The organism is Virgibacillus xinjiangensis (genome assembly GCF_042643145.1).
Classification (GTDB): Bacteria; Bacillota; Bacilli; order Bacillales; family Amphibacillaceae; genus Virgibacillus_O; species Virgibacillus_O xinjiangensis.
This window is the reverse complement of the sequence record NZ_JBHRSA010000004.1, coordinates 210,597-223,707: the sequence shown is the minus strand read 5'-3', so window position 1 is coordinate 223,707 and position 13,111 is coordinate 210,597. Positions and strand designations below refer to the sequence as shown.

The 13,111-nt window shown below is 42.9% G+C and carries 11 protein-coding genes and 1 riboswitch; of the genes, 6 read left to right on the top strand and 5 right to left on the bottom strand.

Features of this window, described 5'->3' with window-relative positions; all coding sequences use genetic code 11:
* Positions 1 to 13 precede the first annotated feature (13 nt).
* Positions 14 to 1,024, bottom strand: a complete 1,011-nt coding sequence (gene comGB, locus ACFOGI_RS02135) for a competence type IV pilus assembly protein ComGB (protein ID WP_390267706.1) — start codon at positions 1,022 to 1,024, stop codon at positions 14 to 16.
* A gap of 7 nt (positions 1,025 to 1,031) precedes the next feature.
* Positions 1,032 to 2,042, bottom strand: a complete 1,011-nt coding sequence (gene comGA / locus ACFOGI_RS02130) for a competence type IV pilus ATPase ComGA (protein ID WP_390267703.1) — start codon at positions 2,040 to 2,042, stop codon at positions 1,032 to 1,034.
* A 145-nt stretch (positions 2,043 to 2,187) separates the two neighbouring features.
* On the opposite strand from comGA, the gene ACFOGI_RS02125 reads away from it, so the two are divergent.
* Positions 2,188 to 2,367 carry a YqzE family protein gene (locus ACFOGI_RS02125; RefSeq protein ID WP_390267700.1) on the top strand — a complete coding sequence of 60 codons (180 nt, stop codon included), beginning with the start codon at positions 2,188 to 2,190 and terminating at the stop codon, positions 2,365 to 2,367.
* A 21-nt stretch (positions 2,368 to 2,388) separates the two neighbouring features.
* On the opposite strand, the gene ACFOGI_RS02120 is transcribed toward ACFOGI_RS02125, so the two are convergent.
* Together ACFOGI_RS02120 and ACFOGI_RS02115 are read right to left on the bottom strand one after the other, a co-directional pair.
* A complete protein-coding gene (locus ACFOGI_RS02120; protein WP_390267697.1) occupies positions 2,389 to 3,177 on the bottom strand; it encodes a YqhG family protein in 789 nt (262 codons plus the stop codon).
* Positions 3,167 to 4,825, bottom strand: coding sequence for a DEAD/DEAH box helicase (locus ACFOGI_RS02115; protein ID WP_390267694.1), 1,659 nt, complete (start codon positions 4,823 to 4,825; stop codon positions 3,167 to 3,169). Before ACFOGI_RS02115 ends, ACFOGI_RS02120 begins: the two co-directional genes overlap by 11 nt.
* A 148-nt stretch (positions 4,826 to 4,973) precedes the next feature.
* A riboswitch (glycine riboswitch) is annotated at positions 4,974 to 5,095 on the top strand.
* Between the two features lie 163 nt (positions 5,096 to 5,258).
* On the opposite strand from ACFOGI_RS02115, the gene gcvT reads away from it, so the two are divergent.
* Genes gcvT through gcvPB form a run of 3 tightly spaced genes read left to right on the top strand, consistent with a single transcriptional unit; the run spans position 5,259 to position 9,185 of the window.
* Complete coding sequence (gcvT, locus tag ACFOGI_RS02110; protein ID WP_390267691.1) at positions 5,259 to 6,371, top strand: glycine cleavage system aminomethyltransferase GcvT; 1,113 nt, start codon at positions 5,259 to 5,261, stop codon at positions 6,369 to 6,371.
* Between the two features lie 14 nt (positions 6,372 to 6,385).
* Positions 6,386 to 7,735, top strand: a complete 1,350-nt coding sequence (gene gcvPA, locus ACFOGI_RS02105; protein WP_390267688.1) for an aminomethyl-transferring glycine dehydrogenase subunit GcvPA — start codon at positions 6,386 to 6,388, stop codon at positions 7,733 to 7,735.
* Positions 7,725 to 9,185: an aminomethyl-transferring glycine dehydrogenase subunit GcvPB gene (gene gcvPB, locus ACFOGI_RS02100; protein WP_390267685.1), complete on the top strand. Its 1,461-nt coding sequence runs from the start codon at positions 7,725 to 7,727 to the stop codon at positions 9,183 to 9,185. Before gcvPA ends, gcvPB begins: the two co-directional genes overlap by 11 nt.
* Positions 9,186 to 9,234: 49 nt before the next feature.
* Here gcvPB and ACFOGI_RS02095 read toward each other — a convergent pair whose 3' ends face one another.
* Positions 9,235 to 9,606 carry a rhodanese-like domain-containing protein gene (locus tag ACFOGI_RS02095; protein WP_390267682.1) on the bottom strand — a complete coding sequence of 124 codons (372 nt, stop codon included), beginning with the start codon at positions 9,604 to 9,606 and terminating at the stop codon, positions 9,235 to 9,237.
* A 330-nt stretch (positions 9,607 to 9,936) separates the two neighbouring features.
* Between ACFOGI_RS02095 and ACFOGI_RS02090 the strand changes: the two genes are divergently transcribed.
* Both ACFOGI_RS02090 and mntR read left to right on the top strand, forming a co-directional pair.
* The gene (locus tag ACFOGI_RS02090; RefSeq protein ID WP_390267679.1) at positions 9,937 to 12,498 is read left to right on the top strand and encodes a vitamin B12-dependent ribonucleotide reductase; all 2,562 of its coding nucleotides are present in this window, start codon (positions 9,937 to 9,939) and stop codon (positions 12,496 to 12,498) included.
* A 153-nt stretch (positions 12,499 to 12,651) separates the two neighbouring features.
* The gene (gene mntR, locus ACFOGI_RS02085) at positions 12,652 to 13,068 is read left to right on the top strand and encodes a transcriptional regulator MntR (protein WP_390267677.1); all 417 of its coding nucleotides are present in this window, start codon (positions 12,652 to 12,654) and stop codon (positions 13,066 to 13,068) included.
* Positions 13,069 to 13,111 lie beyond the last annotated feature (43 nt).

The following is a 13,111-nucleotide window of genomic DNA, read 5'->3' as shown; positions in this document are numbered from 1 at the left end:
AAATTATTCCTCCTTAAATGGATTGAATCATTTGGTACATCGGCCACATCAGAGTAATGTAAATGAATACAATGACGCCTGCCAAGATGATAAAGAACATTGGCTGAATCAAGGTTATTGCTTTAACGGTCTTTCTCTCCAATTCCTCCAATATCATTTCAGCGTATACAATCAAGTCTTTTTCCAACTCCTGCATATCTGCATTTTTTCTGAAAATGGAGGTCAACTGTCTATCCAATAAGGACATTTGCGTAAGTAATGAATAGATGGGAAGGCCTTTCTTCATTTCTCCTTCCATTAATGAGGAGTAATGCGCGATGATAGGCAGTTTTTCTTGATTTGCCATATAGGTTAAGATTTTGCTGAAAGGCATGCCCGTTTTCAACATCATCCCAAAGTGGGTAGCGAACAATAAGGAAGTATGCATTTTCAAAAAAGATCGATAGAAAGGAATCAACGTATACCATTTAATTTGCTTTTCAATATGCACAAACCTCTTAAGATAACGTCCTAATACGGCTGTAAAGGCAAGAATGATGATAAAAACGACGAGAAACGTGGTTGATATATCTATGATAAGAAGGGAGAGGTGAACACTTGCTGCGGAAGCCTCAGAGTTGGTATGAAAAAGGTTGGTGAAAGAAGGAAGCACGGAGGCTTTAAGGAAGTATAACAGAATGGAAAATATAACGAGGAGTACAAGGGGATAGCGAATAATCTCCTTTATTTTTTTCCGGTGTTTAAGCCTGTCTTCAAACATTTTGGCGCATTTTGAAATACTTCCCAGTATATCACCGTTTGCTCGGATGAAATATAAGTAGGAAATGATGGATGTATGGAAGTCTGCATCTTCAAAAGCTCGATCTAATGGCTTCCCGTTTTTTAACGAATGGATAATTATGTCTGCAGTAGACTTCAGCTCTTCATCCCACTTAACGGCTTCAAGTGCTTTAACTATCGGATAGCCTGTCGACAATAGCCGGCTCAAGCGATCCAGGAAGCGCAGTTGTTGTACGTCCGACAAACTCCGATTATTTCTTTTGGAAAGTGTTCTGTGGCAGAAACCCATAGGCAAAGGCCTTCTTTCTTAAGGAATCAAATGATTGGAAGGTAGGGGATTTACTTTTTTCCTCCCCATTGAGTATCTTTTCAAGTGGTCTGCCATCTAAAAGTTCCATTATAGCAGCTCTCCGATTCACGCTTTCTTTTAAACGAAGCGGCAGCAGTTCCAAGGCGGCAACAGCAATAAGAGATTGCTGCAAATCGACAGAAGACAATCCCATTTCCATTAATCGCTGGAGTGTGCCGACTGCATCTTTGGCATGCAGTGTACTGAGTACCAAGTGACCTGTCAAAGACGCTTCGAATGCAAAGGAAGCCGTCTGCTGATCGCGTATTTCTCCGATCATCAGAATATCCGGGTCATGGCGCAGGGCTGCTTTTAGACCTGTCTGATAGGTAATTCCGGCTTTTTCATTGATTTGCACTTGGAGGATATCATCAATATCCTTTTCAATTGGGTCTTCCAAGGTGATGGTCTGGTAGGAATTTTCTTTAAGGATGGTTTGCAAGAGGGCGTAAAGGGTGGTCGTTTTGCCGCTGCCTGTCGGGCCTGTGAACAAAATGATGCCTGCACGATTGGTGAGCCAACTTTTAATTTTTGCCAATTGATGGGGGAAAAGAAACAATTGCTCCAACGGAAGTTTATCATGCTGGGGGAGAATCCGGATGGCTAAGCTTTCCATTTGATTGACCGGTAGGGTGGACAGACGAAGAGAATAGGGGGTTCCTGAGTCGTTATGGACAACTGCTCCATCTTGCGGCTTTCTTGTTTCTCCGATATCCATTCCAGCGGTGAATTTGTAATACGTCAGCAATAGATGGTATTGGGAATTGGGGAGTTTTTTATAGTACAAGCGTTCTCCCAAAATCCTGAAATAAATATTCGTGTGGTTGGAGAACGGGTAGAAGTGAATATCCGAAGCTTGAGCTTCTACAGCGGAATGGAGCAATTGATCGGATAGAGTGGCAGCGTGATTCAAGGTAATGTTCACCTCCTCTCATCGTTTATTATTCGACAAAAAAAAAGAGACTCCTTTATTTTTCTTGCTTTTTATTAAATAAATTTGGAATAAACTAGATATAGTAAGGAAAAGATATAATACAAAGCGACGGGAGGTGATGAGATTGTCAGGTAATGATTATGTTAAATTTGTCACTCAGCAGCTTGTACAATATATGGATCAGCCCCCGGCTGAGAGGAAGAAAAAGAAAGAAAAGGACCAACAGGGACATCCTTTTTATATAAACAGATGGCTGGGAGTGATTCCCTTTGCATGGAAAACAATACGAAAGAAGGCAGAATAGCAGGGATGTAAACAACCTCTGCTATTTTTGCTTGGACCAATTCTCTGTAAGATAAAAAATTCCCCCATTGATTACTTCAAATGAAACGCTTGGCTGATAGCGTTCCTCTATTTCCTGCATCTCCTTTTCTTTTTGTGCATCTTCACCGGCTTCTCCATAGAAATAATTCAGCATATCCTGCTCCTCTCGAAGGGCAGAAATAGACTGTTCCGCCCATTCATGGGATTGATTTTCAATATAGTTGTCGAGCACGGATTGAATACGGAGGAAGCCGCTTTTCCACCGTATAAGGGGAGACAAGGTATAACAGTAATCAGAGATTTTAAGATCCAGCGGTATGTTGGAGAGTTTTTCCATCATCTCTGTTTCCATTTTTCCGCTGATTAGATGCAAGCCGATCGAATGGAGTTCCTCCTTTCTTTGTCTACCCGTATAGCTGATTTTCATGTTGATGACAAGCCACGGATGTAACGGCACGTTCTTGTGTGTATCAATTTTCTGGAAAAGTACGGTCTGTTTCTCATTGTTGATCAAATGGCGGATGATCTGTTGAAGCCGTGGGCTGCCAAAATGCACCCACTCGCCCTTTTCTCCCCTCTTGTCCGGATTTGTTATGAGCGTCAACGCCATTGGGTTGCCCTTCATTCCGGCATTATTCACATAATGCCAATAGAAAGGCCTGTTCATCAAGGCTTTATCCATTTCCTCTGTCAACTGAATTCTCAAGACTCCCTGTTTATTATCCAGTACATCACAATGGTGAGATTGGAAATACTTCTGCAAGAAAGAATTTAAATGATCAATTGCCATATTTTTTTTCCTCCCTGTCTTTTTCAATCTGTGAATGGCGGATGATCTCACCTAGATTATCCAATTTGATTTTGGTTTCACCGATAGAAGCAGACTCTTTATAGATGGAATGTATTTCCGATTCCAAGTCATTTATTTTCAATTCAGCCAATATATCATCCAAATGCCCGATTACTTGCTCGAACATATGGATTTTTTCATATAACAGGGACATGATATGTTCCTCAATGGTATCGCGGATTGCAAAGTTATAAATGTAGACATCTTTTTCTTGTCCATAGCGGTGAATTCGACCGATACGCTGTTCCAACCGCATGGGGTTCCATGGAAGGTCATAGTTGATCATTCGGTTGCAGAATTGTAGGTTGATCCCTTCACCGCCGGCCTCTGTTGCAATAAGCACTTGTGCTCGGTCTTTGAACAGCTGCCTCATCCAATCTTTTTTGCCGCGTTTGAAACCGCCACGGAAGGGAACGGAAGTGATGCCATGTTGCTGCAGATACCACTGCAAATATAATTGTGTCGCCCGATATTCCGTAAAAATGATCACTTTTTCATCTGAAAACGTTTGGATCAATTCAACTACCTTGCGGGCCTTGACATGATGTGGCAGTGTGCCTATACGGTCAAGAAGTGGTTGGAGACTATCTGTTTTCTCTTCATCGGCAGCCATCTTTTGCAATGATAAGTAACAGGCCTCCCTCGAAGAGCATAACTCCCTCAAATAAGTAATGTTAGTGAAGGAGGAAAGTGACTTGGTTGATGAATAGATATCATTGTATATATTCTTCTCTTCTTCACTGAACTCCATCCATACGGTTTCAATATGGCGGCTGGTTTGGTTCATGGAGGTTTCTTTCCTTGTATTGCGAATCATCACTTTTTGAATCAATTGCTTCAAATAGTAGTTATCCTTTAAATTGTTCCTATCCTTTCCAAATTGTTCTAGAAACGAATCATAGCTTCCTAGCAACCCAGGCTTCAATATGGAGACCAGGTTAAATATCTCAATCAGCTTATTTTGTACAGGGGTTGCGCTTAACAATAGGCAATACTTCTTCTTTAGGGAACGTACAAACTCATAGTTTTTCGTTTTATGGTTTTTTAATTTATGTGCTTCGTCAATCAGTAGAAAATCATAGTCGATATCCAAGATATCTTCCCGATGGGGAGTTTTTTTGGCAGTATCCAGGGAAGAGACGATAATATCATACTGATCCCACGGGTAGTTCTTACGATAGGAGATGGCGGGTATATAAAACTTCTCATTCAACTCTTTCACCCATTGGTTCACTAGCGAAGCCGGCACCAGCAGCAATGCTTTCTTCACCATTCCTCTGATCATGTACTCTTTTAGTATTAACCCTGCTTCAATCGTCTTCCCGAGACCGACTTCATCGGCTAATATCGCTCTCCCATTCATATCTTCTATCACTTGCTCTGCGGTGGACACTTGGTGTTCAAGAAATGTCATATGTGGTAAGTAATGCAGGGAGGTCAATCCGGAAAAATCCGGGCTTATTCTCATTTTTTCCGCGTGATACGCCATTTCAAAAAGTTCCCATGAGGATAGATTTTCTCCCTTGTCTGCAGCTGTTATGAGATGTTCAATAAAATTTTGGTCTTTCTCCACTTTAATAGATGCCATTTCGAATACTTCCTTTATAATGATAGTCGGTTAAAAAGTTTTTTAAAAATTGCTATATTCAAGATAATGATTATGATATAATCAACATTAGAACTTATGGGTTGACTGTTAAATAGTATGCCCAAAACGAAATAATTCATAAAAGCGGATGAAAGCAAGGGGAGAGTTTACTACATATTGCCCCGGTGTTTGAACTACCTGGTGCATTTTAGTAACGCCGAAGGAGCAAGCATATGCGAATCTCTCAGGCAAAAAGACTCTTGTTGGACGCAACTCTGGAGAGTGTCAGCCAATGGCAGGCCACCAAAGAAGCAAATATATATGGATTAAGAATGTTCATATATATGCAACTTTCTGGTTGAAGGACAGAGATTTCCCTATGAAAATGGGGGAATCTCTGTTTTTTTATAATTTACATTGAAGGAGTGATGAAATGACTGATATTAAAAGGACACCGATTTATCCAGAATACGAAAGTAGTGGGGCCAAGACCACCAATTTTGGCGGTTGGGACCTTCCTGTGCAATTTAAAGGTATTAAACAGGAACACGTGAACACCAGGGAGCGAGCGGGTTTATTCGACGTATCACATATGGGTGAAATCAAAGTGGAAGGTGTCAAGAGCTTGGAATTCTTGCAAAAGATGACAACGAATGATGTGGAGAAGCTTTATCCAGGCCGGGCACAATATACCTTTCTGTGCTATCCCGATGGTGGTACCGTCGACGACTTGCTGTTATACATGACTGGTGATAAGCAGTATCTGCTTGTTGTCAACGCAGCCAACACGGAAAAGGCTTTCGAATGGCTGCGGGAAAATAATACATACGGCAGTGAAGAGATTCGGTTAGCGGATGTTTCTGCAGAATATGTCCAGCTGGCACTCCAGGGGCCGGAAGCGAAAAATATCCTGCAGAAACTAACGAGCGACCCGGTGGACGAGATAAAATTCTTCCATTTCCGGAATTTGTGGTTTCCATCGCTCGATACAAATGCGCTGGTCTCCCGTACCGGTTACACGGGGGAAGATGGTTTTGAAATATATATGGACTATACATATGGAAGAAAGCTCTGGAGACTGCTGTTGGAAAATGGAAAAGATCAAGGATTGGAACCGGTAGGGTTGGGAGCAAGGGACACACTGAGGTTTGAAGCAAACCTTCCTTTATACGGCCAAGAGCTCTCACAGAGTATAACACCAGTGGAAGCTGGTCTATCTTTTGCTGTCAAAACGGGGAAAGAGGAAGATTTCATTGGAAAAGAAGTTCTGAAGGATCAGATAGAAAATGGATGCGAGCGCAGGATTTGCGGTATTGAGATGATAGATAAAGGAATACCGAGGACAGGCTATAAAGTGTTTTTACATGGGGAGGAAGTAGGTTATATCACTTCAGGTACACAATCTCCCACCCTTGGTATAAATGTTGGTAATGCTCTTGTCGATAGAGAAGCAGCAAAAGAAGGAACGGAATTGATGGTTCAAGTACGCAAACGAATGCTGAAAGGGCGTGTAGTCCCGCTGCCATTCTATAAACGAAAGAAATAGGGGAGGGAATTGGTGTGGAGTTTCGCTATCTACCAATGACAGAACAAGATAAGAAAGAAATGTTGTCCGCGATCGGTGTGGAGTCTACCGATGAACTGTTTTCTGACATTCCGGAGAATTTGCGTTATAAAGGCGAACTGGAATTGAAGAAACCGCTCAATGAGTATGCTTTGAAGAAAGAGCTAACACAGTTAGCAGAGAAGAATGTGAACATGAAAAAATATAGTTCGTTCCTTGGTGCCGGCGTATATGATCATTTTTTGCCGTCTGTTGTCGATCATGTCATTTCCAGGTCCGAGTTCTATACCGCTTATACGCCTTACCAACCGGAGGTATCACAAGGAGAACTGCAGGCCATCTTTGAATTCCAGACCATGATTTCCGAATTGACAGGCATGCCCATTGCAAATTCCTCCATGTATGATGGTGGGACTGCTTTAGCGGAAGCTGTAAACCTCAGTGCTGCGCAAATGAAAAAAAAGAGAATATTATTGTCAAAGGCGATCCATCCGGAGTACAGGGATGTTATTAGGACGTATGCGAAAGGACCTGGTTTGGAGATAGTGGAAATTGACCATGTAGATGGAACAACCAATCTGACCCAACTCGAAAGCGAGTTGGATGATCAGACGGCTGGTGTCGTCATGCAATATCCTAATTTCTTTGGGCAGATTGAGCCTTTAAAGAAAACAAAAGAGATAATGGAGCAATATAAAGCAATGTTCATCGTCTCCAGCAACCCATTAGCTCTTGGCTACTTGACACCCCCAGGGGACTTTGGTGCTGACATAGTTACAGGGGACACCCAAGTATTCGGGATACCCGCCCAATATGGAGGACCCCATTGCGGCTATTTTGCTGCCAGTAAGAAATTAATGAGGAAAGTTCCTGGCCGGTTGGTCGGACAGACGACCGATGAAGAAGGACATAGAGGATACGTATTGACGCTACAGGCAAGAGAGCAGCATATCCGCAGAGAAAAAGCTACTTCCAATATCTGCTCTAATCAGGCGCTTAACGCTCTGGCCAGTTCCGTAGCTATGAGTGCTTTGGGAAAGCAGGGATTAAGGAAACTAGCCATTCAGAATATGCAGAAAGCACGTTACTTGAAGCAGCAGCTGCAGGATATAGGACTGAACGTGGCATTAGCTGGCCCCTTCTTCAATGAATTAGTAGTGAAGCTCTCCTGTCCGGTGGATAAAGTTAATCAAGAACTGTTGAAGAGAGGGTTTATTGGCGGTTATGACCTGAGTGAGAATTACCCTGAATTAGACGGACACATGCTGATTGCGGTTACGGAAACCCGTACAAAAGAAGAAATCGATACGTTTGTTAGGGAATTGGGGGATATCAATGACTACTAAAGAATTTCCGTTGATTTTTGAGCGAGGAAAAGAAGGCAGGACCAGCTATAGTCTTCCGGAGATGGATGTTCCGGAAACGGATCTAGCCTCTGAGTTTGAGACTGATTATATCCGTAAGAATCCGTCTGGGTTGCCAGAAGTGAGTGAACTGGATATTATGAGGCACTATACAGGTTTATCCAAGCGTAATTATGGTGTAGATACAGGTTTTTATCCGCTGGGGTCTTGTACAATGAAGTACAATCCAAAGATGAATGAAGACATCGCGCGACTGGAAGGGTTCAGTCATATACATCCTTACCAGCCTACAGATACTGTACAGGGTGCATTGGAAGTGATGTATGATCTTCAAACTTCTTTGAAGGAAATAACAGGGATGCATGAGATTTCTTTACAGTCAGCGGCTGGAGCACAAGGAGAATGGACAGCTCTTATGATGATTCGAGCTCTGCATGAAGCAAATGGAGATACTGAGCGGACGAAGGTGATTGTTCCCGATTCAGCCCATGGAACGAATCCTGCTTCAGCAGCAGTTGCCGGTCTGGAAGCGGTGACCGTTAAGACGAACCCGGATGGACTTGTTGACATAGAACATCTAAAACAGGTGGTGGGCAATGACACTGCAGCACTGATGCTGACCAATCCGAATACGCTGGGACTGTTTGAAACAGAAATCAAAGAAATGGCGGAGATCGTGCATGAAGCTGGAGGGAGACTCTACTATGACGGTGCCAATCTCAACGCGATCATGGGGTATGTCAGGCCTGGGGATATGGGTTTTGATGCCGTCCATTTGAATCTGCATAAAACTTTTACAGGCCCTCATGGTGGTGGAGGTCCTGGATCCGGGCCAGTAGGGGTGACAGAAGAACTGGAGCCGTTTCTCCCTAAACCTGTATTGAAGAATCAAGGGGAAACCTATCTGTTTGACTATGATCGACCTCAGTCCATAGGGAGGATTAAACCCTATTACGGCAATTTCGGTATAAATTTGAGGGCGTATACTTATATCCGCTCCATGGGTGCCGAAGGGCTTAGGAAAGTCAGTGAGTATGCTGTTCTGAATGCCAACTATATGATGCGATCTCTTGAATCGGTGTACGACCTGCCATACCGCCAGCATTGTAAGCATGAGTTTGTTCTATCAGGCAAAAAACAGAAAAAGCTGGGAGTTCGAACGCTCGATATTGCAAAAAGACTGCTTGACTATGGATACCATCCGCCAACGATCTATTTTCCATTGAACGTGGAGGAGGCCATGATGGTAGAGCCGACAGAAACAGAATCGAAAGAAACCCTGGATGGGTTTATCGATTCGATCATTCAGATAGCCAAAGAAGCAGAGGAAGAGCCAGAGCTCGTCCAGGAAGCTCCACATGAGACAATTGTAAAGCGTATGGATGAAACAACAGCAGCAAGGAAGCCGGTATTGAAATACAATAGAGAATAAAAGAAAAGGCCCGGAACAGATGGTTTCAACTCCCGGGCCTTTTCTTTTGTTATTTTGTTTTAATCTTACCTGTCCATTTTTTAAAGCCGCCTTTTAGCTGGTAAAGGTCTGAATAGCCTTTCTTACGGAGTATCTGAGCAGCACGGGCAGAGCGTGAACCCCCTTGGCAATACAAGTAAACTGGTTTATCTTTCCGGATTTCCACAAGCCTTTGACGCAGTTGGGTAACAGGTATGTTTCTTGCTCCAAGAATATGACCTTTATCAAATTCCTGAGGTTCTCTGACATCAATCAGCTGTGCTTTCCGGTAATTTTCTTTGAATTGCTCTTCCGTCAATACTTTGAGGTACGATTTTTGTCTATAGTACCGGAAGATACTGACTCCCAGTAGAACTATTACAGCGATCAATAGAAATTCCATTATATTTCCCCCGTCATTCTCTTTTCTACATATCCATTATAGGCTTGTCTCCTTTTTTTTTCAAAGTTTTTTTCTTTAACATTGCATTTAAAGGACAGGTTGAGTAAGATAATGACTAAGACTGTCGAAAAATCTTCCGTCCTATCAGGCTGATATTCCCTGTATTTCACTATTGACAAAACGAAATGATTCTGCCTCCAAACACTATATATAGTGTTTTTTTATTTTTATAATCAATATATTGTTTTAGTTTCTTCCGATGTGGTATGGTATTACTAGATAACAACACAGACCAGCTAAAAGGAATTAGAGTGGCAAAGGAGAGGTATAATGTCGACAATCACGGCTAAATATCAGGGCATTGATGCAGCAGCACTGAACAAAGATATAGAACAATTTCCACAGGTCCACCCAATCACAAGCGATATGAAACTGACACATAATGGTGTATCCAGATTGGTTATGTTGGATCGTTATGCATTTAAGGATACGGAAAAGAAAACATTAAAAAAAGGTGATTTGGTCGTGCTGACCGTCAAGGCAGACCCTAAGTTCCCGGCCCGTGGGATCGGAAGAGTGGACGCAATTGATTGGGAGAATAACGAGGCATCCATCCAAGTTGACACAGAGTTCCAATCCGTCCTAGACGAGGAAGAGAATTCAGGCATTGTGCGACGCGGTCTGGATGTGATTGATAAACCACTCGAGTTATTTTATGAGCAGATTGCTAAAAGGAACGCTGCTGGGCTCTCCGCTGTCGAAAAAACTGTAGAGAAGCAAGAGGAGTGGTTTGAAAAATTCCATAGGGAGTTATCAAATCTTCACTTTATCCCTGCCGGTCGAGTTTTATATGGAGCCGGTGCCGATACGGATGTGACGTATTTCAATTGTTACGTCATGCCATACATCCAGGATTCCCGCGAAGGTATCTCGGATCACAGAAAGCAAGTGATGGAAATTATGTCTCGTGGTGGAGGAGTAGGCACTAACGGATCTACACTGAGACCTAGAAATACACTGGCCAGAGGGGTAAACGGAAAATCATCCGGTTCCGTTTCATGGCTGGATGATATTGCGAAGCTCACCCATCTAGTGGAACAAGGGGGTTCCCGTCGGGGAGCCCAGATGATCATGCTAGTGGATTCTCATCCGGATATTATAGAATTCATTATTTCCAAGATGCAGAATCCGCGAATTCTCCGCTACCTGATTGAGAACACCGATGACGAGCAAATTAAACAAATGGCTGAAGAGAAACTCAAATTCACTCCATTTACTGAGACGGAATTAGATCTCTACCAAGGAATCGTCAATTATCAGAACATGCCGGGTAAAGGTGGTTTTACCGAAGCTGCCATCCGTGAGGCCGAGGAAAAGCTGCGTACAGGCGGAACCTATGATGTACACAACCCAGACTTCCTGACAGGAGCCAATATATCTGTCTGTATCACAAAAGAATTTATGGAAGCTGTAGAAAATGATACGTACTATGAACTGCGCTTCCCTGATGTGGAGAGCTACTCCGAAAGTGAAATGCAAGCATATAATGATCAATGGCATGAAGTTGGCGATGTGCGCAAGTGGGAAGAAATGGGATATGGGGTTCGAGTGTACCGCCGTATTAAGGCGAAGGAGCTATGGAATCTCATCAATGTTTGTGCAACGTACTCTGCTGAGCCAGGTATCTTCTTCATTGATAATGCCAATGACATGACTAATGCGAGAAGTTACGGAGACCAAGTCGTTGCAACAAACCCATGCGGAGAGCAGCCGCTTGCGCCTTATTCGGTCTGTAACCTTGCAGCGGTCAATCTTGCGGAGATGGCTGATAAGCAAAATAAGAAGGTGGATTTCGATAAACTGAAAGAGACGGTAGAAACTGGTGTGCGCATGCAGGATAATGTCATTGATGCCACTCCATATTTCTTGGAGGAAAATAAGAAGCAGGCTTTAGGTGAACGTCGAGTCGGACTCGGTGTCATGGGTTTGCATGATCTGCTGATTTATTGCGAAACTGCTTATGGCTCTTCGGAAGGCAATAAACTGGTTGATCAGGTGTTTGAAACAATTGCAACGACAGCCTACCGTACATCCATTGAACTTGCTAAAGAAAAAGGAAGCTTTCCTTTCCTTGTGGGGAGTACAGAACAAGAGACTAGGTCCTTGCGGGAAGCCTTTATCAATACTGGATATATGAAAAATATGCCAGAAGATATAAGGAATGATATTCTTGTGTATGGTATTAGGAATTCTCATCTTCTGACGGTGGCGCCGACAGGCAGTACTGGAACAATGGTAGGTGTGAGTACTGGGCTGGAACCATACTTCTCCTTTTCCTATTATAGAAGTGGAAGGCTCGGCAAGTTTATTGAGGTGAAGGCAAGCATTGTGCAGGAGTATCTGGATGAGCATCCAGAGGCGGACGAAAATAATCTGCCAGAATGGTTTGTTACATCTATGGATCTAAGTCCAGAGGCACATGCAGATACACAATGCGTCATTCAACGCTGGGTGGATAGTTCAATTTCCAAAACAGTAAATGCCCCACGCGGCTATCGAGTGGACCAGGTCCAAAATGTATACGAACGACTATACAGAGGCGGTGCTAAAGGCGGTACGGTCTATGTAGATGGAAGTCGCGACTCACAAGTTCTGACCCTGAAAGCAGAAGAAAGCAGGGAAGGAGAGCAAACCGAGCTGTTCGAATATGAAGAAACAGAGAAACCGAAGGTTGTGCTCATGGATACGGTCCAGGAACTTGAAAAAACAGATGTTACCATAGGATCGGAAGTAGGTAATACATGCCCTGTTTGCCGTTCAGGTAAAGTTGAAGATATAGGCGGATGCAACACGTGTACTAGTTGTAATGCCCAGTTGAAATGTGGTCTTTAAATTAAAATTTCTCAGGACCGGCGTTAGACCGCCGGTCCTTTTTCATGTTCAGGAAGGAAGACCTTGTCTCTGTTTATCTTTTACGGTATCCTCTTAATACAAGAAGACTTTTTCCCTAAACTAAATCTTTTGCCGAAATGAGGAGATCGACAAATGCCTACCCCTAGTATGGAAGATTACATAGAACTTATTTATAACCTGATGGAAACTAAAGGGTATGTCCGTGTGTCTGATATAGCGGAGTCCTTGGAAGTTTACCCTTCTTCGGTGACAAAGATGGTCCAAAAACTTGATAAAGATGACTATTTGAATTATGAGAAGTACCGGGGTTTCACACTTACTGCCAAAGGAAAGAAAATTGGTGAAAGGCTGGTATATCGCCATGAACTGCTGGAACAATTTCTTGAACTCATCGGAGTGGATAAGGAGAATATCTACCAAGATGTAGAAGGTATTGAACACCACCTAAGCTGGAACTCCATCGACCGTATCGGAGATGTGGTCGAATATTTCAAAAATGACATAGACCGCATCGAGGAGCTGAAAGCTGTCCAAAAAAGGGACGAATAGTGGATATTAGAAAGTCGTCAGTAATCGCTGTTCTAATTGATTC

Bases quoted from the DNA above. Each gene is read 5' to 3' on its own strand.
- ACFOGI_RS02120 (WP_390267697.1), bottom strand. From the start codon at position 3,177: ATGGCAATTGATCATTTAAATTCTTTCTTGCAGAAGTATTTCCAATCT.
- ACFOGI_RS02115 (WP_390267694.1), bottom strand. From the start codon at position 4,825: ATGGCATCTATTAAAGTGGAGAAAGACCAAAATTTTATTGAACATCTC.
- gcvT (WP_390267691.1), top strand. From the start codon at position 5,259: ATGACTGATATTAAAAGGACACCGATTTATCCAGAATACGAAAGTAGT.
- gcvPB (WP_390267685.1), top strand. From the start codon at position 7,725: ATGACTACTAAAGAATTTCCGTTGATTTTTGAGCGAGGAAAAGAAGGC.
- ACFOGI_RS02095 (WP_390267682.1), bottom strand. From the start codon at position 9,606: ATGGAATTTCTATTGATCGCTGTAATAGTTCTACTGGGAGTCAGTATC.
- ACFOGI_RS02090 (WP_390267679.1), top strand. From the start codon at position 9,937: ATGTCGACAATCACGGCTAAATATCAGGGCATTGATGCAGCAGCACTG.
- mntR (WP_390267677.1), top strand. From the start codon at position 12,652: ATGCCTACCCCTAGTATGGAAGATTACATAGAACTTATTTATAACCTG.